The organism is Streptococcus sp. 121 (assembly GCF_016458205.1).
In the GTDB taxonomy this organism is placed as follows: Bacteria; Bacillota; Bacilli; order Lactobacillales; family Streptococcaceae; genus Streptococcus.
In genome coordinates, this window is sequence record NZ_JAEMED010000005.1 from 1 (window position 1) to 22,784 (window position 22,784).

A 22,784-nucleotide genomic window follows, 5' to 3' on the forward strand; every position below is an offset into this window, starting at 1 on the left:
CATTGAAACAATAGCCCGTTTGACTTTCAAAAGCATAGAGAGGATGGTAGCCTGTAGCACGGTAATGGGCATTGTAATCCGAACCTTCTTGCTTCCCATAAGTTGTAAAATGAGTTGAATCGACATCAATGATAAGATTATCCAACTGATGAAATTGTAAAAAGAGTTGGATTAGTTCAAAATTAAGCTGTCTTAAAGCCTCAACAGTTTCTTCTGTTGCACGTGAAAAGAAACGCGACAGGGTTGATTGAGAGGCAACTTGTTTCGACTCTAGCAGCTGATAGAAATAAGCATCATCTTTCAATTCTTGACAGGCATAGTCTGTATCATGACCCGCTAGAATTTGAAAAATGAGTTGGATAACAATCATTGTGTCTGAGTAAAGAGGGGAATGGCGTTGATCATTAGTGACTAAATATTTGGAAATTAACTCAGCCAGCTTCAAGACCTCAAACAATTCTTTAAAGAGAATCAGTCCGCCATAATTCGTAAGATTTCCTCCCTCAAAAGAAAAATTCTTGTTTTTAGCATTATTATTTGTTAGACTGAACATGTGGATTTCCTTTCTTTTTATTTTTTTTTGCACTTATATCATAAAGGGGAAATCCTTTTTTGTCTAGTCGAACGTTTCACCCAATGGGTGAAAAGCAGAACCTTCCAGAAACCCTGTAATCAATACGGTTTCTGGAAGGTTTTTAAGTTAGGTATGAATAATTTGGGATTACTGTGTTAGCTCGTCTTGCCGTACTTTAGTACTGCCTGCGACTCGCTGCCTTGTACTAAAAGCAAACCAAAAGACTATACAAAAATGAATCTGTCATTTTCCCCATCCCATTTTCCAAATATAACGACGTTCCTCTGAGATGGTAAATTTCAACAGCATAGTACAAAACAGGTTAGGAAACCACCCTAACCTGTTTTGTTATTCTCTTTATTTTTACTTTCTTTCTTCGCCTTCCTGCGTCCACCGTAGCGTTTTTTGCCCTCTTTGCTGAGGGTGAGTTCAAAGATACTTCCTTTAGGGTTGTTATCCCTGACTTGGATATCTGCATTCAAGGCATCAGTGATTTGTTTGGCCAAGGAGAGGCCTAGGCCAAAACCTGAACTTTGGCGAGTCCGGGCTTTGTCAACCCGATAAAAGCGGTCAAAGATGCGAGCTTTTTCGGTGTCAGGAATTCCAATTCCATCGTCCCAGACTTGAATTCTCAGATCCCCATTACGGTCTTGAGGGAAGAGACGGATTCCAACCCGACCTTCCTCTTCCGTATACTTCATGGCGTTGTCAAAGAGGATGGTCAGAACCTGCTTTAACAAAACCTTGTCCGATTGAATCTGGCCTTGAAACTCATTGATAGACTGGAAATCCTTTCCATTTTCCTCGGAAACGAGGTCAAAATTTTCCAGAATATCTTCAAAAAATTTGGTATCAATTGTCTCAAAAACAGGATCAATCCCATCGTCCCGACGAGCCATACTCAGGAGGTTGGTCGTCAGTTTACGCATATTCCGAACTTCTTCCAAGCTAGCCGCAACAGATTCGCTTTCATCCAAGATTGTTGCTTGGGGTTTGCGGAAGAGTCCTTCCAAGCGATTTTGGAGAACAGCTAGTGGCGTACGGAGCTCATGACTGGCATTCTCAATAAAGGTTTTCTGTCTCTGCATACTATCTAACAGCGGGGCCATCGTTAATTTAGCCAGGTAGTAACTAGCGAGAATGGAAATCAACCAGAAAATAAACAGAACCATCATAACCGTTTTCTCATTGCTTTGGTTTGTCGATTCAATTTGGCTGGTATTGATTAAAACCGCTGCGTAGGCAATCCCCTCAATGGGTTGTGCCAGCTCTAGGGGAAAGCAGATTTCACGGAATTTTTCTTTTTTTCCAAAGGTTGTTTTCATTTCAACCTGACGAATCTGATGAAATTTTTTCTTAGCATCCAAGGTGAGATTGCTAGTATCAACCAAATGACTATTCGTCGATAGGACTTCCCCATTTTCATTAAACAAAAGCACTTCTGAATTCGCTGAAAGTGGGGCCTCAATGTTTTTAAGATCCTTCTCAATGCCTGCAACATTCTCTGTGTAATCATTTAAAGAGCGTAGGGCAGCTAAAACCGTCGCTTCAGAATTCTGACTATAATTTCTCAAGGTCGCATCAACGGAACCATAAATACCGGATCGCATGATCTGAAGAATCAGCAAGGTCATAGCGCCAAAAATCAATGTAAAAACGGTAACATAGCGAATAAAATAGGGAAAATTAGCAGATTTAACTTTTTCTCTAACCTTCTTCATGCTTCAAAATATATCCTACACTTCTAAGCGTCTGCAAGTGTTCTGCAAAATCGCTACCTTTAAGCTTCTTCCGAATTTTAGACACATAAACCTCAACAACAGAGATCGTGGTATCTGAATCAAAACCCCAGATTCGGTCAAAAATTTGGGATTTGGGCAGAATCACATTTTGATTTTGTAGAAAGTAGACTAGGAGATCAAATTCTTTCCCCAACAGTTCGACATCCTTCCCTGCCATTTTGGTGCTATTGGTATTGAGATCCACTTCAATGTCTCCATAAGTCAGCTGATTGACATTGAACTTTCCTGAACGCTTAAGCAAGGCTTGAATGCGCATTTTCAGCTCTTCAAGGTAGAAGGGTTTGGTTAGGTAATCGTCTGCTCCCAACTCAAATCCATGCCCCTTGTCCTCCAAGCTTTCCTTGGCTGTCATGATCAGAACAGGAGTTGTGACACCCTTCTCTCGTAATTCTTGGAGAACTTGGAAACCATCTTTTTCTGGCAACATCAAATCCAAAAGGATGAGGTCATAGATTCCAGATTCCGCCTCATAGAGACCTTCTTCCCCATCAAAAACCTGCATGACATTCGCAAAGTCATCCAAAAAATCAAAGACCGAATTGGATAAGCTCAAGTCATCTTCGACCAACAAAATCTTAATCATAACTTCCCCTCTTTCAAAAAGGCTTGGAGCCTGTATAGGTTCCAAGCCTTTTCCTGTTGTTCTTCTACTCATCAAAATTCAAATTCTGACCTTGTCAATCCTGACGGTGAACGTATTGATTGCCTGCTTTGCACGCTTTATCGATAGTATTCAACAGGTCTCCCAGACCTGTTGAACAACCGTCATCGGCTTTCCGAATCATCTCTTTGAATTTTTTCGAGTGTTCTATTTTTAATTTAGTTACGTATTCCATCCCTATTTTAACTGCGGAAACTTAAAAAATCCTAATATCCTTTAAGAGCTGCCAATACTTGTGCTTGGTCCCGTTCCATTAAGGCGACACGCGCCTCAATTTCATTGATCCCCATAAGAATATTCCGCTGCATGGCCATATCCTTCACTTTCGGTTGGAAGAAATCCTTATAAGCCTGCAATTGATCCCGACGATGGAAACTATTGGCCGGATAGATGATGTATTTATCGAAGGACATATCTCCTCCCAAGGCATCCACAATCCAGTCCCAATGTTGACAAGCCCACTCCCAAGCCAGAGGACTAGCCTTGGTTTGAAGCAAGAAAGCCCGGTACCAAGAAAGGGCCAAATCTTGTGGTTTCACCACCGATTTATCCTGCCATTTTGATAGCAGCTCTTGCACATGTTCTTCCTTTTGAGCATAGGAGAGAGCACTTGCCAATTGCCGCTGGAAGGTTCCATCGGTTGCATTTTGGTACAAATCAAGGTAGCGTTCTATCAACTCTTTTGACTCAGCCGACTTCATTTGGTTGACCAACACTTGGGCACGGATGGAAGCAGGTGTCGCCTCCAAGTTGTCCTTATACTGTTCATAAAGGGCTGCAACTCCAGCCACGACTGGGGCATCACCAGCTTCCACCAATTGGGCCAAGGCCACTTGGCGAACCAATTCATCCTGCTCTGCCTCACCAGCTTTTGGCTCCAAGCCCAAGGACTCGATAGCCGGTCCAAAGAGCTGGGCTACTTTCTGGTTCAAGGCAGCCTGTGCGGACTCCTCTTCTTCGAGGAAGCGAGCCAAAGCACGGACGACATTAGCCCAGGCGGAGAGAACGATAAAGGCCTTCTCCTCTGGCCATTTCTCCATTAAAGCAATCAAGGAAGCATAAGAAATTCGACCCGCTTCTGCCAATAATTGCTGCTCCTGGATCAGCTGCAAACGACTGATCGCATCCAAATCAGCCAAATTCTCAAATAGGGCTGCTCCCACCTGACCTTGGTAATCACAGATATAATGCGCTGTATTGCCATCATTCAGGCGAAGGGCACCCGCAGCCTCATTAGTCGCTGCCAAGGCCGCGTAACCTGGAATCACTAAGGTCTTCTCGGTCATCATATCCGGCATGCCCTGCCAGTTGCTGTTCAGTGGAATATGCCAAAGGCGATTCTTACCTTCTCCTTGTCCCAAGAAGAATTGCTCCTGGGTCAAAACCAGATCATCCCCCTCTAGAGAAACGGTCACAACAGGATATCCCGGTTGCTCTAACCAAGATTCCATAAAGGCTCCCACTTCTTTTCCAGAAGCGCCTTCCAAGGCTGCCCAAAGGTCAGCCCCAACCGTATTGCCATATTGGTGTTTACGGAAGTAGGCTCCCAAGCCCTTGGAGAAGGCTTGATCTCCCAACCAACGATGCAACATGTGCATAAGACGGCTACCTTTGGCATAGACAATAGCAGGATCAAAAAGGGTGTTGACCTCATCTGGATGGTTAACCTGCACATGAACAGACTGCACGCCATCGGTCGCATCTCGACGAAGGGAAAGCGGAATACCGCTAGTCTGGAAGTCTTCCAAAATGTTCCAACCCGGTTCCAGACGATCCACGCTGACATACTCCATCATATTCGCAAAGCTTTCGTTCAACCAGAGGTCATCCCACCATTCCATCGTCACCAAATTTCCAAACCATTGATGAGCTACCTCATGGGCAATCACCAAGGCCACTTGTTGCCGGCTGTGGAAACTTGAGTTGGCATCCACCAAAAGATAAACCTCACGATAGGTTACCAAGCCCCAGTTTTCCATAGCCCCTGAAGAAAAATCAGGCAAGGCCAAGTGGAGAGATTGAGGGATTGGGTAAGGAACATCAAAGTAATCCTCGTAAAACGCAATCACACGCTTGGCAATATCTAAGGCAAATGCAAGATTTCTCTCTGGATGAGCCTTGCTGGCATAGACACCAACCAAGGTTCCCCGTTCCGTACGATCCGTGATTCCCTGAAGGTCACCAATACCGAAAGCCAAGAGGTAAGTGGACATCCGAGGTGTTCGTTCAAAGGTCCAAACACCTGTCTCAACGCCTCGTCCCGGCTCCTCTTCCGGCATATTGGAAAGTGCAATTTCTCCCTCTGCTTGGTCAAAACGCAAGGTCAAATCAAAGGTTGCCTTGGCTTCTGGCTCATCCACACAAGGAAAAGCTTCCCGTGCAAAATGACTCTCAAACTGGGTTGAAATGATTTCCTTATCTTGTCCATCCAAACGATAGTAAGATGGGTAAATACCTGTCATGCGGTCGTTAATGATCCCTTGATAGGTGACCACAACTTCAACATCCCCAGCCTCAAGACCAGAAGCCGTCACCAAATCATTTTCCTGATCGACGACAAAGTCACGCTCCTGCCCCGCAACCACGATGGAAAGAATGTCCAAGTCCTTTTGGTGCAAGTACAAGTCACTCCCTGACAAGTGTCCCTGAATGGTCACCTGACCGCTAAAAGTACGAGCTTTACGCTCAATTCTTAAATCCAAAGCATAGTGTTCTGGTTGAAACGCTGGATACAAACGTCGTAATTCTGTCATAACTTCCCCTTTATTGAAAACGTAATCCCTTGGGATAGTGGTTTTTGACCATCCCTTGGCTAATTTTAACAAAGCCCAACCCATTGTGGCCACACACCAATTGGTACCAGCCATTTTCCGGATTGCCGTGGGCTGGTAGGCTTTGGCCAGCTACATAGGCTGGAAATTCTTCTTCTGGTAATTCATAAATTTTCTGAGACTGGCTCGGTTTCAGAGCCATGCCTAAGGCAAAACTAGGTTCAAAGCGTTTTTTCTTAAAGGTCCCCAGATGGAGCCCGTTGCGCGCAATCCGAATTTTTTCCAGAGCTGGCAAGATCTCTGGTAAAAGATAAAGCTCATCCCCAAATGTCTGCAGGACTCCTTTCAAGTCTTCCTTCAAGTGCTCCTTTTCAAATGTTTGCCATAATTTTTTTTGGTCTGCACTCAGGTTACTGCGAGGAGGCTTGTTTTTCTTAGCCTTGTTTTCACCTCGATACTGCAAACGGGCTAGAAATTGGCCCTCCCCTTTGAAGTGATGAGGATACATTCGAGCAGTCTCCGTTTGATTCAAGCCTGTAACCATCCCATTTTTAAGCGGGACTGGCTCCAACTCAAAATCATATTCTGACAACAACCAAGCCACAATGCCCTCATTTTCCTCCGGAGCCCAGGTACAGGTCGAATAGACAAGACGCCCACCCGGAGCCAACATGGTGACAGCAGCCTCTAAAATCTCCCGCTGAAGGCTGGCACACTGGCTCGGATAATCCGGAGTCCAGTAGTCCATCGCCTCTGGCTGCTTCCGAAACATCCCTTCCCCTGAACAAGGAGCATCCAAGACAATCACATCAAAGAAGCCTTTAAAAACCTTGCTGAGAGCCGGTGCATCTGTATTGGTCACCACCGCATTTTTGGCCCCAAAGCGCTCCATATTTTCTACTAGAATTTTCGCTCTTTTGGGAGAAATTTCATTAGAGACTAAGACCCCCTGATGGTTGAGATAAGACAAAATGTGGGTCGATTTGCCTCCCGGGGCTGCAGCCAAGTCCAAGACCTTCATACCTGGTTCAATCCCCGCTGCATCGACAACCATCTGAGCCGCAGGCTCCTGGGAATAAACCTGTCCCGTGACGTGTTGTAGGGATTTGCCCGATACTTTTCCATAATAGGACCAGGGCATATTGGGAATCGCTTCTGCCCCTTCCGGAAGCTGCAAAGCTTCCTTTAAGGGATTGACACGAAAACCCGAGACAGCTTCTTCTTCAAAGGTCGCTAGAAAGGCTGAACTTTCCGGGCCCAAGATTTCCTGATACTTCTCTTTAAATCCTGCCGGAAAAGGCATCACGGCCACCTCCTCTTATTTTTTCCAAAAAATAATCCTCGAGATGTTGGGGGACTAGAAAAACAGGCTGTTTCCCCTCAAAACGAAGGGCCTGCCCCTGGGCCTCCAAAAAACGGTAGCCTAAAGCCGGGGCCAAAACATAGGCAGCCGCGTAATCCCACGGCTGCAGGTAGGAGGCATAGGTCAGGAGCTTGCCCTGCAAAACCTTGAGAAAGCTAATCCCAGCACTGCCGTAGACCCGCACCCCAAGACTATCCCTAGCAATATCCGCCAAACCAAAGGCATTATCCCGTAACATGGCTGAATTCCCTGCCACCAAGGACTGGTTGACACGAACACAAGCCGCCTGCCCTTCAAAGGGCTGACCATTACAGGTAACGGGCAGGACACCACCTCCAGATAAGAGAATCTGGCCCATCACATCGTAAATAAACGCAAAACCGGGCTGACCGTGGTTAAAAAATGCCAGCATAATCGCAAAATTTTCCTGCTGGGCCACAAGGTTATTGGTCCCATCTATCGGGTCCAAAACCCAGACCGCTCCGCTAAAGACGTCCGCTTGCTCCGCCAACTCCTCTGCTAAAAACGTATCTTCAGGAAAAACCTGTGAAATTCCCTTGATTAGGATATCTTGGACCGCCAAATCTAGATTGGTCACCAAATCGGTTCGATCGCTCTTACAGGCGACTTCTAGAGGCTGAGCTAGCTCCTTCTTTACAAACTCTCCCGCCTCCCGAACCAAATCCTGAGCTAGCTCAAAGCGAGCTTGCACCTGTTCTTTTAGAGACTGCGAGGCTGATGAATGGCCTTCGATGTTACTTGCTGCGGATCTCCAGTTTAATTTTTCCATATCCACGCTCCTTAGCCGCTTGCTGGGCCCGATAGAGAGAATAGCCACTGACTGCTTCAAATTCTCGTCCTAGTGTCTTTTCAGCTGCCTTGCCAGGAACGACCTGCTTAAACTTCTGATAGGCAGCTAAAAAATCGCGGGCTTCTACGCCCCCCTCATAGGCTTCTTCCACCCGATTGAAAAAAGAGAGCACCGAAGCCAATTCTTCAGTACTCCAACTTTCATCAAACGGATAACTATACTGATTCCTCATGTCGATCAATCTCCGCTCTCAATGTTGCATCTTTTAGTTCTTGCTTGCGATAGTCCCGAGGCAAAAAAGCCCGAATTTCATCCTCGTTAAAACCGATCTGTAGACGTTTCGAATCAAGGATAATTGGTCGCCGCAATAGACTGGGATTCTGCTCAATCAGCTGCAGGAGCTTGGAGATTGGCAATTCATCCAAATCTAAATTTAATTTTTGAAAAATTTTGGAACGGGTCGAGATAATATCATCGGTCCCATTTTCCGTCAAAGCCAAAACTTGACGCAATTCCTCTACTGTCAAAGGACTGGTCATAATATTGTGCTCTTGAAAGGGCACCTCGTGCTTTTCCAACCAAGCCCGTGCCTTCCGACAGCTGGTACAGCTGGGGGATAAGAATAAAGTAATCATTGTAAGATTCGCCTTCCAACCTACATACTATATCCATTTTATCAAAAATGGAAGGGGATTCCTAGTCTTTTTTTGAAAAGCCTATCAGATTGATCATCAAAGTACCAGGAGGTCTACCAGCTCTGCCCCACGGGTCGATACCACGTCCACTCCCAGCGGAAAATCTATCAAGTCTTTGGGGTCCCATCGGAGGGTTACCTGGGTATGATCAAAACCTGCCTCATCCCCCAACAGGTTTTCTTCCTGACGGTCACTAAAAATCTCCACTTGGTACCAATCCTTAGGCGATTGTTGATCATAGGCTAAATAAAAGGCGTGAAGCCCCATTTGCTTTAGGACATAGTCCTGGGCCAAGCGTTGAATACGATCTAAAGCCTCAGGATTCGGCCGCTCCTCCTGGAAAAGAGAGAGGCGTAGACCAGAGCTGGTTTCTGGTAACCTATCACTCAGTTTTTCCAAGAGGACTAGCCCTTCCAGCCGAATGTAAGCCTGCTCCCGAATCAAGGGTTGGGTTACTTCCTGATAGGCCTTATAAGTTGCTGAATTGAGGTAAGACAGGTAGGCCTGATTGGAAGCAAAGACCTCCAATATCAAGTAGACATCCTCCTGATCGGGACTCCGGAAAGCAAAAAGACTTAGAAATCCCGGTTCCACTTCCTTGGTTAACTTGGCTAAATGAGACAAGACTCCTAAAAAAGTATCCTTGTCCTCAGAATGAATGGCGATTCGAAACAAATTCATAACTGGTTTCATCTAACTACGCTCCTTCCACGCTTTAGCTTGGCGTTCATCTTCCTCTAGCTGCTCAATCAAAGCCTGTACACTGTTGAATTTGACCATGTCACGGAGGCGGCCCAACCAATCAATGGTCAACCTGTGCCCATAAATATCCGCTGAGAAACCAAAGAGATTGACCTCAAAGCGCAATTCATCGCCCTCAAAGGTCACATTCTTACCTACGGAAGCCATCCCACGATAGACCTGCCCTGCTTCATGGACATCCACCACATAAACTCCATCCGCTGGCATATGCACTCGGTCAAGGGGGGCCAGATTCGCTGTCGGATATCCGATGGTCCGTCCTCTTGCATCTCCATGAACCACAATACCACAGGTCTGATAAGGACGTCCAAGTAAATCAGCCACTTCCTCAACTTCTCCCTCAGCCAAGGCAGCTCGAATACGTGTAGAGCTGACTTTTTTTCCGTCCAAATCATAAGAAGGAATTACTTCGACCTGCCCGGGGAAGGAATTGGCCAAGAGTTGAGCACCCTGTCGATCACACCCAAAATGATAATCAAAACCAACCACCAACTTCTGAGCCTTGAGGGCTGAGACGTAAGTGTCCAGGAACTCCTGACCAGTTAAACTCCCAAACTCACTGGTGAAGTCCTGCAAATAAAGGAGGTCGACTCCAACAGATTCCAAGAGTTCCTCGCGTTGAACCTCGCTGCTCAGATGAAGCAGAAGTTCTGGACGAAAGCGGCTAAAAGCCAGTTGGGGGGATTCTGGGAAGGTTAGCAAGGCCACCTTCAACCCCTCTTGATCAGCGAGCTGACGAGCCCTTTGAAAGAGCTGCTGGTGCCCCTTGTGAATTCCATCAAAGTAACCCAAAACCAAAATCGTCGGTTCTGTCTGGTCAATATCACGCCAGTCTTGAATGACATATTTTCTCATAATTTCTCCTTCTTAGACAAAAACCTTATGAGGTTTCCAAGAATCCCCTTTTTTCTCCAGTACCGCAACTAACTTCCCTTGATAAAAGGCTGCTACCCGCTCCTCTTGATTGGCTGCCTTGATCCAACGACCAAACTGCAATTCCTGAGCTTCTTCTGCACTCAGTTCATAGACTGGCAAGGTTGAAGCACCATATTCTAAGGGAAGCAGGAAGGTCTGCTGACCTTCTTCGACAAGTTTCTCCAGCTCTTCCAAACTATAAGACTCTGCTAGTGTCAGACCAGCTGACTGGGTTCGCACCAAGCGGGACATGTGACTGGCCAAACCTAACTTATTCCCTAAATCTACAGCTAGGGTACGAACGTAGGTCCCCTTGGAACAGACTACCCGAAAATCAAAGCGAACCACCCCCTCTTCCCAACGGAGGTCTGACTGGCGGGAAAACTCTTGAATAGTCACTTGGCGGATTGGGCGTTCAACTCCCTCCCCAGCTCTAGCATATTCATAAAGTTTGCGACCATTGACCTTGACAGCTGAATACATAGGAGGAACTTGTTCCATTTCTCCTTGAAACTCCGCCATCAACTGATCAATGAGCTCCGAGTCAACATCCTTAGGAACTTCTGAGCGCTCCACGATGTCACCCCAAGCATCTTCAGTTGTTGTCGCATAGCCCAGAGTTATCTCACCTTCATAGACCTTTCCACCATCTTGCATGTATTCTATGAGCCGGGTTGCCTTCCCAACTGCAATCGGCAAAACGCCCGTCACCTGGGGATCTAAAGTCCCTCCATGACCAATCTTTTTGGTTTTCAAAATACGACGCAACCGGCCCACTACATCGTGGCTGGTCATACCAGCCGCCTTATTCACTGCAATAATTCCTTCCATGACTCTCTCCTACAGTTTTTCAATGGGAGCCAAGGCTGCCAATACTTTTTTCACCCCCATATCTGGGAAAGAAATTTTCAACTCCTGCGCATCTCCTGAACCGGAAACAGCCAAAACAGTCCCCTGCCCCCATTTACGATGGGAGACTTGATCTCCAATTTCCCAGGCTGTCGCAGATGTTTTCGATGGCTTGACTTGACCACCAAGAGACTTGGGTTGAACCGCTTGCTTTCTCATCCGTAGCGCTTCCTCTAAACTCATTCCCTGGCCAAATTTTTGTCCAGCTTGATTGGTATAGGAGACCGCGAAGCTCGCATTGGCTGGTTTGGCCAAGCCTTGGTAATCCAATAAGTCACTAGAAATTTCATTCAAGAAACGACTTGGTTTATTGTAACCCGTTCGCCCATAGAGCAGGCGGGAGTTGGCGTTGGTCAAGAAGAGACGTTCTTCCGCCCGAGTAATGCCTACGTAGGCCAAACGCCGCTCTTCTTCCAGCTCATCTGGATCTTGACTAGCCCGAGACAGTGGAAAGACATTTTCCTCCATGCCAATTAGGAAGACAAAAGGAAACTCCAATCCCTTAGCCGCATGAAGCGTCATCAAGGTAACCTCAGCCAACTCTACTTCCCCCTCATCCGCTTCCGAGCTCAGAGCTAAATCAACCAAGAAGCGCCCTAAACGATCCAATCCTGTCTCGTTGTCTTCCTTTTCTCCATCATCAAAGGACTGGGTAACCGATAGAAACTCCTGAATATTTTCTAAACGGCTTTGAGCTTCTACTGTCCGCTGGGCTTCCAGACTCTGACGATAACCTGAATCATCCAAAAGCACATTGACCAATTCCGTCACTGTCAACCGGTCCAAATCTTGTCGCAAACGGTTCATCATGACCGCAAAGTCTTCAATGGCTTGAGCCGCCTTCCCTTTAATCGGAGACAACATCAAGTCGCTACTTGCCTCAAAAAGGGACAAGCCTTGGAGTTGAGCAAAATCCCGCAACTTGGTCAAAGTTCCTGGCCCGACCCCCCGTTTGGGTTCATTGATAATCCGCTCAAAGCTAATATTATCCTTGGGATTGGCCAAAAGATTCAAATAAGCCACCAAATCCCTGATTTCCTTACGGCTGTAGAATTTGGTTCCCCCTACCATGGTATAAGGAATCGCCGACTTCATCAGAGCTTCCTCAATGGTCCGGGATTGGGCATTGGTCCGGTAAAGCACCGCCATGTCCTTGTAATTCTTTCCTTCTTCCAAGACCAACTGACGGATCGTTTTGGCTACAAAGAAGGCTTCTTCCTGCTCATTGGTTGCTCGGTAATAAACGAGAGACCGACCATCTGGGTTCTGGGTCCACAACTTTTTAGGACGACGATTTTTATTGTGAACAATGACTTCATTGGCTGCCTGCAAAATCTTCTTGGTTGAACGGTAGTTTTCCTCCAAAAGAACCACCTTGGCATTTTTATAGTCCCGTTCAAAATCCAAGATATTCTGCATATCTGCTCCCCGCCAACCATAGATGGACTGGTCTGCATCACCGACTACGCAGATATTTTTGAAACGAGAGGCCAAGAGTTTGACCAATTGGTATTGAGCTTGGTTGGTATCCTGATACTCATCCACATGAATGTACTGGAATTTTTGTTGGTAATAGGTCAGGACATCCGGATTTTGATCAAAGAGACGCAAAGTCATCATGATGAGGTCGTCAAAGTCCATGGCCTCTGACTGACGCAATTCACTTTGATAAGCCTTATAACATTTGGCAACAACCTGGCTATACATATCACTAGCTTGTGCCTCATAAGCCCGGTCATCCAAGAGGTCATTCTTCGCATTGGAAATGGTCCCCAAAACAGCTCTCTCATTCCACTTTTGCGGATCTAAGTTTAATTCCTTGAGAATTCGCTTCATCAAGGTCCGCTGTTCCCCTGGATCCACAATGGTAAAATTACGGTTATATCCAATATGGTCCGCATCTCGACGTAAGATGCGAACACACATGGAGTGGAACGTTGAAATCAGCGTATCCTGGGTTGCCGGATTCAAAGCGAAAGCCCGCTCCTTCATCTCCCGTGCTGCCTTATTGGTAAAGGTGATGGCTAGAATATTCCAGGGATTGACCATTTTTTCATCAATTAAATAAGCAATTCGATGGGTCAACACCCGCGTCTTCCCTGAACCTGCCCCTGCCATGATGAGAAGTGGCCCTTCCGTTGTTTGAACCGCCTCCGCCTGGCGTTCATTCATACCCGCTAATAGTGGATTCATGTTGTCTCCTTGTAATTGTGAAAATATCTTTCCCCATTATAACATTTGACGCCTTTAATACTCAATGAAAATCAAAATGGAACCTAGGAAGTGAGCCGCAGACAGTACTAAAGTACGGCAAGCCGAAACTGACAACGGTAACATTTGATTTTCGAAGTGTATCCTTCAATCTCGGCCATTGAATTTCCAAGCCCCTTTTGTTAAACTTTTTGATAAAAGAAAAAAAGGAAGTTCCAATGTCCAGTCCAACCCAGAATTTAAAAATGGCGGAACGCGGTGCCCTGCTGGCCATCGCAACCTATATCCTACTGTCTATCTTCAAAATCATCGCTGGCCATCTCTTCGGGTCCGCTTCCATCACAGCCGATGGGTTTAACAACATGACCGACATTCTGGGCAATATCGCCGTCCTCATCGGCCTCCGTCTAGCCCAAAAACCTGCGGATCGAGACCATAAATTTGGGCACTGGAAAATGGAAGACCTAGCCAGCCTAATCACCTCACTGATTATGCTGCTGGTTGGTTTCCAGGTACTCTTCCAGAGTATCCAGGATCTCATTCAGGGCAAACAAGAAAGCTTTGACCCCCAAGCAATGTGGGTCGGCTTCCTCTCCGCCCTTGTCATGACCGGTGTCTACCTCTACAACCGGAACCTAGCTAAGCGCGTGCACTCCAAGGCCCTGGAAGCGGCAGCCTTGGACAACCTCTCAGACGTCCTTACTTCCTTAGGAACCAGCCTGGCAATTCTAGCCAGCCAGTTTCAACTCTATCTGGTTGATAAAATCATCGCCATCCTTATCAGTATGATCATCCTCAAAACCGCCTACGATATCTTCCGAGAATCCACCTTCTCCCTCTCAGACGGCTTTGACGAAGACCTGCTCGAACAATACACCCAGAGCATCCTCACCATTCCCAAAATCGACCAAGTCAAAGAAATCCGCGGCCGCAGCTATGGCAGCCACATTTACCTAGACATTATCCTAGCCATGAACCCTGACCTCTCCGTCTATGAGAGCCATACCATTGCCGACCAAGTCGAGCACCTACTCCAAGACCAGTACGGCGTCTTCGACATCGATATCCATATCGAACCCTCCCCCATCCCAGAAGATGAAGATATGGATTTCCTCCTCAAAAAACTCTTCCTCTACCAAAGTCAGGTCGAAGCCGGCCAAAACCTCGACGACTACGTCGCCGAGGACTTCACCTACATCCCTGTAAACGGCCACGTCCAAGACCGCACTGCCTACCTTGCTGCCAAACACCAAGAAATGGCCTTCAAAAAATTCCAAGTCAAATCCATCAGCCAAAAAACAAAACTCGTCTCCTACCAACTCAACGGCAACCAACACACCACCATCTGGCGTCGCCACGAAGACTGGCAACAAATCTTCCACCAGGAAACGCAAATTGAGGAAGAGATATAGGAGTTTGGACAACACTAAAACTTTTTCGCACTACTTAAAAGGGTGAACAAATAAGAATAGCTTAGAATCACATCTTAAGAAGTATTGATTCTAGGCTATTTTCATTTTTGAATGACCATTTAGGACGTTTCAATGACCGTTTGGGAAGTAATGAGTTAACACTGATACGAGGTGCTACACTAGAATCATGAAGTTGCAACTGATTCACAAGATAAACGAGCGATTCAAATCATGAGAAAGAGCATTCCAAAACAGTTTTTACCCCTACAATGATCTAATCGCTACAGGTAGGCAGCATGAGAATTTTTATCTTCCTTCCACTCTTATGCTTTGAATCTGTTCTTGTAAAAAACAAAATTGGGAGAAAGCAATTCACAAAATGAAAACACTTTATAAAGAAAAAATGGCTGACGTTTGGAAAATTGGTAGACAAACACCCCAACCAGATTGGGTTCAGGAGGCATTTAGGAAAAACTACATTGTCTGGATGGACAATCACGTACGTATCCTCCTATCTGGCTTGAAGCCGTCAACTTCAACAAATCTGAAGAATGGAGCAACAGGTTCTGTAGGTGGAGGTTTTGCTGGATACGGAATGTACGTGCTAGGCTATCCTGGTGATTATTTAGATGTAACGAATCATCGAGTGGTATCAGAAAAACGATTTTTAAAGGAATACAAAATCATTGATAAGCAATGATTCCATAAATCGCTTGGATCTAATCAGCCAAGCGATTTATTTTTTGATCAACATTGAAGTCTGGTCTATAAAAATTTGCAATTCAGATTCTGAGGCTAAACATTGGGAAAATGGTAGAAAAAATAGATACCGTTAAAAAAAATCTCGCTACAATGGCTTATAATTATAATAGAAACACAACAAAAGGAGACAACAAAATGGAGATTTCTGTATCACGAGACAAAAGAGTTGGTTTTGCCACGAATACAAAACATTTTGAAAAAGCTAAAGCAGTCGCGAAGGCTAATGGTTTGACTATCTCTAGTGCTATGGATATGTTTGAAAAACAAGTTGCTATTACCGGAAAAATGGCATTATTAGATGAAAAAGAAATTCTATTTTTACAGGTACAAAGCGAAGTCAAACAAGCCATTGATAATTATTCAAATGGAGTAAACACATATTCTGTAGATGAAGTAAGGGAGCGCGTTGGATTATAAAATACAATATAGCAATAAGTCTCACAACACTTTAGTCGAGATAATAGAATGCATTATTCATAACTTCCATCAGAACAATCTACATTAAAAACGATTACTAATATAGTCTTTTAGTTTGCTTTTAGTACAAGGCAGCGAGTCGCAGGCAGTACTAAAGTACGGCAAGACGAGCTAACACAGCAATAAAAGATAAACTAAAAGAGTATATCATCACTAAAATTAGTGCTTTGGAAATATTCCCTGAGGTTGGATTTGATGCGGATGAAAACTTTCAAAAAACCTTAGACAAATTCCATAAAACAAGAGGCCTTACAATTGGAAAAGAGTATATTGCCTTGTATTTTGTCGACGATGAAAAAAGAACGTTGTCATTACCCACATTTTGTCAACCAGAAGTGATTATCTGAAACTGTTTGATTTATAGTTTGATCATCAAAAGACCCTAGTAGAGCTGCATTCCACTAGAGTCTTTTGATGTAGTTTTAAAAATCTTTACATTATAAATAAGCCTACTTTATCCCATAGACCAGATTCAGTTTTTTTAGCTTCATCTATCAATATCAATCACCTCATCCGCCATATCTCAAATTTCTGGGTTCTGTGAGGCAATTACAATGAATGGGGTGAACTTCTTAAGGGCACCTCGAAAAACTCCGGTTTTGCATCAAATCATGTCGTAGAAATCTTGATAAATCAATGTTCGAATTTTTAAGAGTTTAGTTTTTAGAGGTGCCCTTAAGTATGAAAATAATATTTTCAATCACTTACGCTCTTGAAAATCGAACATTCTTTTGTTAGAATGATACTATCATTCGTAAATAAAGGAGAAACGACCCGTGGAACGGTTTTTTAATTTAAAAGAATACGGTACAACCGTATCAACTGAGGTCATGGCTGGGATTACAACTTTCTTTGCCATGTCTTATATTTTGTTTGTCAATCCGAGTGTACTTAGTGTGGCAGGAATGCCAACCCAAGCAGTTTTCTTGGCAACAATCATTGCCAGTGCGGTTTCAACCTTAGTGATGGGACTATTCGCCAATGTCCCCTATGCCTTGGCACCAGGAATGGGGCTCAATGCCTTCTTTACCTACACAGTCGTGATTGGTCTCGGCTTTACTTGGCAGGAAGCCCTAGCCATGGTATTCCTCTGTGGTCTTTTTAACGTTTTCATCACTGTTACCAAGGTTCGGAAAAGCATCATCAAGGCAATTCCGGTCAGTCTCCAACATGCGATCGGTGGAGGGATTGGGGTCTTTGTAGCCTACCTTGGTTTCAAAAATTCCAATCTCATTACCTTCCTTACTTCAGCTTCAGACATTATCACTGTCAACGGAGTTGCTCCTGCTGAAGCGACTTCCGAAACCTTTGCCAATGGTGTTACTTCTGTTTTTGCAGGGGGTGGAGTTGTTCCTTCTATTTCCACTTTCACTGATGCAAGTGTCCTCTTAACTGTGTTTGGGCTGCTTTTAACAGCTGTTTTAGTCATCAAAAATGTACGTGGTGCGATTCTCATCGGGATTGTCGCAACGACCTTAGCGGGAATTCCGTTTGGAGTGGTTGATTTATCGACCATTGATTTCGCCAACAATAATTTGGGAACAGCCTTTGGAGAATTGGGAACAACCTTCTTAGCAGCTTTTGGTGGTCTTTCTTCTCTCTTTGCCGACACTAGTCGTTTGCCTTTGGTTCTGATGACCATTTTTGCCTTTAGTTTATCAGACACCTTCGATACTCTCGGAACCTTTATTGGAACTGGTCGCAAGACTGGCATTTTCTCTGCGGAAGATGAAGAGGCACTTGAAAACTCTACTGGCTTCAGTTCCAAAATGGATAGAGCTCTCTTTGCCGATGCCATCGGGACATCCATCGGAGCCCTCTTTGGAACTTCAAACACAACAACATTCGTTGAATCTGCAGCCGGTATCTCCGCTGGAGGACGCACAGGTCTTACGGCTGTTTCAACGGCAGTCTGCTTCCTCCTTTCAACATTCCTCCTTCCATTTATCGGAATCGTCCCAGCAGCAGCTACTGCTCCAGCCTTGATTATTGTCGGGGTGATGATGGTGTCCTCCTTCTTGGATGTTGACTGGAGCCAATTCGAAGATGCTCTTCCAGCCTTCTTCGCAGCATTCTTTATGGCCCTCTGCTTCTCCATCTCTTACGGTATCGCAGCAGCCTTCATCTTCTACTGCTTGGTTAAGGTTTCAACTGGTAAGGCTAAAGAAATTCACCCAATCCTTTGGGGAGCAACCGGACTCTTTATTCTCAACTTTGTAATCTTGGCTTTACTATAACCACTTTAAAACGGACTTTCGAGCGAAAGTCCGTTTTTTTGCTTCTATCAATACTTCCGAAACCGTTGGTAACGGTCTTCCAGTAGTTGCTCTGTCGGGAGGGCCGATAAGTGAGCCAACTCATCCATCAACTGGGTCTTAATTAGTTGGATAATCTCACGGGAAAAATAGCCACGTTCTGGGATGATCTTATCAATAATTCCCTGATTTTTTAAGTCGGCTGCTGTCATCTTCATCAATTCAGCGGCTTCCGTGGCTCGGCTTCCATCCTTCCACAAAATAGAAGCAAAGCCTTCAGGGCTCAAGATGGAATAGGTTGTGTTTTCCAGCATCCAAACTTGATCGGCAAGGGCAAGGGCCAAGGCTCCTCCCGAGCCGCCTTCTCCTATAATAATGGCGATAATGGGCACCTTCAGATTACTCATTTCCAGAAGATTTCGGGCGATGGCTTCTCCTTGACCACGTTCTTCAGCCCCTTTTCCTGGATAAGCACCGGCGGTATTGATGAAGGTTACAACAGGACGCCCAAATTTTTCTGCCTGTTTCATCAGGCGGAGGGCCTTGCGATAACCTTCTGGGTGGGGTTGTCCAAAATTACGCTTCAAATTATCATGGAAGTTTTTTCCCTTTTGGATCCCGACAACCGTTACGGCTCGTCCATCCAATTTTCCTATACCCCCAATAACTGCCGTATCATCACGGAAATTGCGGTCTCCATGTAATTCGAAAAAGTCATCAAAAATCGCTTGGGTATAATCTAGAGCTGTCAACCGTCCTTGATTCCGAGCTTCTTTTAAAATATATGCTACCTTACTGGTCATTTACTCCCCCATGAAAATTCAATAATTGTCCAACTGTAGCTGGTAAGTCTGTCCGTTTGACAATGGCATCCACAAAGCCATGTTCCTGAAGAAATTCCGCTTTTTGAAAATCGTCAGGGAGATTTTCACGCACAGTTGATTCAATCACACGGCGACCTGCAAAACCAATTAAGGTTTGGGGTTCCGCAAGAATAATATCCCCCTCCATGGCAAAGGATGCAGTAACACCGCCGGTTGTTGGATCGGTTAGGACTGTGAGATAGAATAATTCTGCATTGGAATGGCATTTTACTGCTGCTGAAATTTTGGCCATCTGCATAAGCGAAAGAATTCCCTCCTGCATGCGGGCTCCTCCTGATGCGGTAAAAATGACCACTGGCAGTTTTTCCTGAATGGCATATTCAAAAAGACAGGTAATTTTTTCTCCGACAACCGTGCCCATGGAGGCCATGATAAAGTTGGAATCCATAATGGCAAGGGCAGTTTCTTGTCCTCGAATCTTGGCCCTACCTGTTAACACCGCCTCATCCAATCCTGTTTTTTCCTTTACAACTGCTAATTTTTTCCGATAGTTGGGAAACTCGAGAGGATCCTTTGTTTCAAAACCGGTAAACATCTCTTCAAAGGTTCCTTCATCAACCATGAGGGCTAAACGTTCCTGGGCTGAAATCCGAAAATGATAGGAACAGGCTGGACAAATCTTAGCAGGCCCTAAATCTTTTTGGTAAATAGCCGATTTACAGGCTGGACACTTGGCAAAGAGTTCATCGGGTACTTCTGGCATCTCCCGTTCCACCTTCCGCCTAACCGAACGGTTGGGATTGATACGGATATATTTTTCTTTTCGAGTAAATAGTCCCATGTATTCTCCTTTCCTCTCTTTCATTTTTCATACTCGAAACAGTTCGAAATCTGAAACGAAGTTTAAGCCAGGAATTGGATTAAACTTTATATGCAATTAAGCAAGCTTGGCTTGCCTTCAATCCGATGAAGATAGTTCAACAGATCTGGGAGACCTGTTGAATATTATCAATAAGGTGTGCAAAGCACGCAATCAATAGGTTCGGCGAAGAGGATTAACATATTCAAATTTTAAAATGTAATGAGTATCAATAAAAGAGGCTGGACGCAAGTCCTTCCCCCCCCTAATCCTTTTCAGCATAGGCTGGTAAAAATTGTTCCATCAGAAAACTGGTATCGTAATCACCGGCAATCACGTGATCATCGGAAATGAGGTCTAATTGGAAGTCAACATTGGTGACAACCCCTTCAATCTCTAGTTCATAGAGGCTCCGTTGCATCTTCATAAGTGCATCAAAACGGTTCTCACCATGAACGATGACTTTGGCGATCATGGAGTCATAATAGGGTGGGATTGTATAACCTGGATAGACCGCTGAATCCACGCGCAAACCGACACCGCCTGACGGTAGGTAAAGATCTGTGATTTTTCCGGGGCTGGGTGCAAAATTAAATTTTGGATTTTCGGCATTGATCCGACACTCAATGGCATGACCTGTAATCTGAATATCTTCTTGCTTATAGGATAATTCTTGACCAGCCGCGATACGAATTTGTTCTTTAACGATGTCGACACCGGTCACAAATTCAGTTACGGGATGCTCAACTTGAACACGGGTATTCATCTCCATAAAGTAAAACTCACCGCTTTTCTCATCGAGGAGAAATTCAATGGTTCCTGCATTTTCATAGTTAACGGCACGGGCTGCCCGTACTGCTGCTTGACCGATCTTGGTCCGAAGTGTTTTTCCAATCGCAATTGATGGTGCTTCTTCTAAAACCTTTTGGTTGTTCCGCTGGAGGGAACAATCACGTTCTCCCAGGTGAATGATATTGCCAAAAGAATCCCCTAAAATCTGGACCTCGATATGGCGAGCTGGGTAAATCACTTTTTCGATATACATGGCTCCATTGCCAAAGGCAGCTTTGGCTTCTTGAGAAGCTGACTCAAAAGCAGACGCCAAATCCTCTTGGCTCTTTACTTTTCGAATCCCTTTCCCACCACCGCCGGCCGATGCCTTGAGCATGACCGGATAGCCCAGTCGATCTGCGATTTCCAAGGCCTCATCCGCAGTGAACACTTCGCCATCAGATCCTGGGATAACAGGAACCTTGGCTTTTATCATTTCGGAGCGGGCATTGATTTTATCGCCCATCTTATCCATGACTTGGCCAGCAGGACCAATAAATGTAAGATTCATCTCCTCGCACATGGTTGCGAACTTTGAGTTTTCACTCAAAAAACCAAATCCAGGGTGAATGGCTTCTGCTTGGGTTACAATCGCTGCAGATAAGACAGCCTTCATATCCAAATATGATTCTGTCGATTTAGCAGGTCCAACACAAACAGCCTCATCCGCCAAGGCAACATGGAGAGCTTCCTCGTCTGCTTCAGAATAAATCGCAACGGTTGCAATCCCCAACTCACGCGCCGCCCGAATAATCCGCACGGCAATCTCCCCACGATTGGCAATTAAAATTTTCTTGAACATTTTCTTCTCCTTTGGTGGAGTGTTATACTTAACAAATTTCAAAATCAGAATACTCACGGCATTTCAAAAAAAATGACGAGGAAATCCGATGATGATCGTTCAACAGGTCTAGGAGACCTGTTGAATATTAAGAATAAGGCGTAGAAACACGCAATCAATCAGTTCATCAAAGAGGCTTGACAAAGTCATGTTTTGAAACCCAAAGAGTATTAGTTACCGATGGCAAAGGTCAATACCCCTGAAGCAGCCAATTGACCGTCAACCTCTGCCTTGGCTTCCACAACCGCAATCGTGCCACGACGTTTGATAAACTTAGCCGTCATGACCAGCTGGTCTCCGGGAACCACTTGTTTTTTGAAGCGAACCTTGTCCATCCCTGCATAGAAAACCAGCTTGCCCTTGTTCTCTTTCTTAGACAGTTCCAAGACACCGGCTGTTTGCGCTAAAGCTTCCATGATAAGAACACCTGGCATAACTGGGTATTGTGGAAAATGCCCTTGGAAAAAAGGTTCGTTGATGGTGACATTTTTTAGCGCAACAATCTCATCTTCAGAGGTTTCCAGAATCCGATCCACTAAGAGAAAGGGGTAACGATGCGGCAGTGCTTCTTTGATTTGATTCAGATCCATCATTTGATGCGTACCAATCCTTTTCCAAATTCGACAACTTCTTCATTTGCAACTAAGATTTCCGTCACGACACCATCCTTGGGAGCCGGGATTTCATTCATAATTTTCATCGCCTCCACGATCAGCATGGTCTGTCCTTTTTTAACCGTGTCCCCTACGGAGACAAAGGCTTCTTTATCTGGGGCCGGGGACAAATAGGCGACCCCAACAAGCGGACTTTCGACCAGGTCACCTTCAACCGAAGTCACGGATTCCTCCAGAACTTCTGCTTGAGCAGGTGAGGTTTCTGGAACAGCTGGCTGACCAGTCTGTACGGGAGCTTTTTGCTCCACTACTGCTAGGGAGGCCTGTTCATTTTTGGAAAAACTCAGCTCATCCGTGTGGTTTTTGTAAGAAAATTCACGGAGACTGGAGCTATCAAATTGCGCCATCAAATCTTTAATTTCATTGATATTCATG

At 45.1% G+C, this 22,784-nt stretch carries 21 protein-coding genes; 4 read left to right on the top strand and 17 right to left on the bottom strand.

Annotated elements, in window-relative coordinates:
* The 12 genes from JEQ21_RS01470 to pcrA all read right to left on the bottom strand — a co-directional run.
* The coding region (locus JEQ21_RS01470; protein WP_199363665.1) for a transposase at positions 1–553 on the bottom strand (553 nt) is incomplete at its 3' end.
* A 356-nt stretch (positions 554–909) separates the two neighbouring features.
* On the bottom strand, positions 910–2,295 hold the full coding sequence (locus JEQ21_RS01475; protein WP_199363666.1) for a sensor histidine kinase: 1,386 nt from the start codon (positions 2,293–2,295) through the stop codon (positions 910–912).
* Positions 2,282–2,959, bottom strand: coding sequence for a response regulator transcription factor (locus JEQ21_RS01480; protein WP_199363667.1), 678 nt, complete (start codon positions 2,957–2,959; stop codon positions 2,282–2,284). The genes JEQ21_RS01475 and JEQ21_RS01480 overlap by 14 nt, the downstream gene beginning before the upstream one ends.
* Positions 2,960–3,243: 284 nt before the next feature.
* On the bottom strand, positions 3,244–5,790 hold the full coding sequence (locus tag JEQ21_RS01485) for a M1 family metallopeptidase (RefSeq protein WP_199363668.1): 2,547 nt from the start codon (positions 5,788–5,790) through the stop codon (positions 3,244–3,246).
* 10 nt (positions 5,791–5,800) lie between these two features.
* Complete coding sequence (locus JEQ21_RS01490) at positions 5,801–7,111, bottom strand: RsmB/NOP family class I SAM-dependent RNA methyltransferase (RefSeq protein WP_199363669.1); 1,311 nt, start codon at positions 7,109–7,111, stop codon at positions 5,801–5,803.
* Entirely contained in the window at positions 7,089–7,961 is an 873-nt protein-coding gene (locus JEQ21_RS01495; protein WP_233340687.1) for an inositol monophosphatase family protein, read from the bottom strand. Before JEQ21_RS01495 ends, JEQ21_RS01490 begins: the two co-directional genes overlap by 23 nt.
* Positions 7,927–8,214: a UPF0223 family protein gene (locus JEQ21_RS01500; protein WP_196091862.1), complete on the bottom strand. Its 288-nt coding sequence runs from the start codon at positions 8,212–8,214 to the stop codon at positions 7,927–7,929. The genes JEQ21_RS01495 and JEQ21_RS01500 overlap by 35 nt, the downstream gene beginning before the upstream one ends.
* Entirely contained in the window at positions 8,198–8,617 is a 420-nt protein-coding gene (locus JEQ21_RS01505) for a Spx/MgsR family RNA polymerase-binding regulatory protein (protein WP_196091863.1), read from the bottom strand. The genes JEQ21_RS01500 and JEQ21_RS01505 overlap by 17 nt, the downstream gene beginning before the upstream one ends.
* A gap of 96 nt (positions 8,618–8,713) precedes the next feature.
* Positions 8,714–9,370 carry an antibiotic biosynthesis monooxygenase family protein gene (locus tag JEQ21_RS01510; protein WP_199363670.1) on the bottom strand — a complete coding sequence of 219 codons (657 nt, stop codon included), beginning with the start codon at positions 9,368–9,370 and terminating at the stop codon, positions 8,714–8,716.
* Positions 9,371–10,294: a bifunctional riboflavin kinase/FAD synthetase gene (locus tag JEQ21_RS01515; RefSeq protein WP_199363671.1), complete on the bottom strand. Its 924-nt coding sequence runs from the start codon at positions 10,292–10,294 to the stop codon at positions 9,371–9,373. It lies immediately after the preceding gene.
* A gap of 12 nt (positions 10,295–10,306) precedes the next feature.
* Positions 10,307–11,185, bottom strand: coding sequence for a tRNA pseudouridine(55) synthase TruB (gene truB, locus JEQ21_RS01520; RefSeq protein ID WP_199363672.1), 879 nt, complete (start codon positions 11,183–11,185; stop codon positions 10,307–10,309).
* Between the two features lie 9 nt (positions 11,186–11,194).
* Positions 11,195–13,456: a DNA helicase PcrA gene (gene pcrA, locus JEQ21_RS01525; protein ID WP_199363673.1), complete on the bottom strand. Its 2,262-nt coding sequence runs from the start codon at positions 13,454–13,456 to the stop codon at positions 11,195–11,197.
* Positions 13,457–13,692: 236 nt separating this feature from the next.
* On the opposite strand from pcrA, the gene JEQ21_RS01530 reads away from it, so the two are divergent.
* The 4 genes from JEQ21_RS01530 (at position 13,693) to JEQ21_RS01545 (ending at position 18,362) form a co-directional block, all read left to right on the top strand.
* On the top strand, positions 13,693–14,886 hold the full coding sequence (locus JEQ21_RS01530; RefSeq protein WP_199363674.1) for a cation diffusion facilitator family transporter: 1,194 nt from the start codon (positions 13,693–13,695) through the stop codon (positions 14,884–14,886).
* A 379-nt stretch (positions 14,887–15,265) separates the two neighbouring features.
* Positions 15,266–15,586: a role in replication gene (locus JEQ21_RS01535; RefSeq protein ID WP_199363675.1), complete on the top strand. Its 321-nt coding sequence runs from the start codon at positions 15,266–15,268 to the stop codon at positions 15,584–15,586.
* A 110-nt stretch (positions 15,587–15,696) separates the two neighbouring features.
* Positions 15,697–16,065 carry a hypothetical protein gene (locus tag JEQ21_RS01540; protein ID WP_199363676.1) on the top strand — a complete coding sequence of 123 codons (369 nt, stop codon included), beginning with the start codon at positions 15,697–15,699 and terminating at the stop codon, positions 16,063–16,065.
* A gap of 836 nt (positions 16,066–16,901) precedes the next feature.
* Entirely contained in the window at positions 16,902–18,362 is a 1,461-nt protein-coding gene (locus JEQ21_RS01545) for an NCS2 family permease (protein WP_199363677.1), read from the top strand.
* A gap of 47 nt (positions 18,363–18,409) precedes the next feature.
* Here the strand turns inward: JEQ21_RS01545 and JEQ21_RS01550 are convergent, their stop codons facing one another.
* The 5 genes from JEQ21_RS01550 to accB all read right to left on the bottom strand — a co-directional run bounded on the left by JEQ21_RS01550 (position 18,410) and on the right by accB (position 22,783).
* Positions 18,410–19,183 (bottom strand): acetyl-CoA carboxylase carboxyl transferase subunit alpha, encoded by a 774-nt coding sequence (locus JEQ21_RS01550; protein WP_199363678.1) that lies wholly within the window; start codon positions 19,181–19,183, stop codon positions 18,410–18,412.
* The gene (gene accD / locus JEQ21_RS01555; protein ID WP_199363679.1) at positions 19,173–20,045 is read right to left on the bottom strand and encodes an acetyl-CoA carboxylase, carboxyltransferase subunit beta; all 873 of its coding nucleotides are present in this window, start codon (positions 20,043–20,045) and stop codon (positions 19,173–19,175) included. The genes JEQ21_RS01550 and accD overlap by 11 nt, the downstream gene beginning before the upstream one ends.
* 283 nt (positions 20,046–20,328) lie before the next feature.
* Positions 20,329–21,696 (bottom strand): acetyl-CoA carboxylase biotin carboxylase subunit, encoded by a 1,368-nt coding sequence (locus JEQ21_RS01560; RefSeq protein ID WP_199363680.1) that lies wholly within the window; start codon positions 21,694–21,696, stop codon positions 20,329–20,331.
* A gap of 209 nt (positions 21,697–21,905) precedes the next feature.
* Positions 21,906–22,328 (bottom strand): 3-hydroxyacyl-ACP dehydratase FabZ, encoded by a 423-nt coding sequence (gene fabZ, locus JEQ21_RS01565; protein ID WP_199363681.1) that lies wholly within the window; start codon positions 22,326–22,328, stop codon positions 21,906–21,908.
* Positions 22,325–22,783: an acetyl-CoA carboxylase biotin carboxyl carrier protein gene (gene accB, locus JEQ21_RS01570; protein WP_199363682.1), complete on the bottom strand. Its 459-nt coding sequence runs from the start codon at positions 22,781–22,783 to the stop codon at positions 22,325–22,327. The genes fabZ and accB overlap by 4 nt, the downstream gene beginning before the upstream one ends.
* Position 22,784 lies beyond the last annotated feature (1 nt).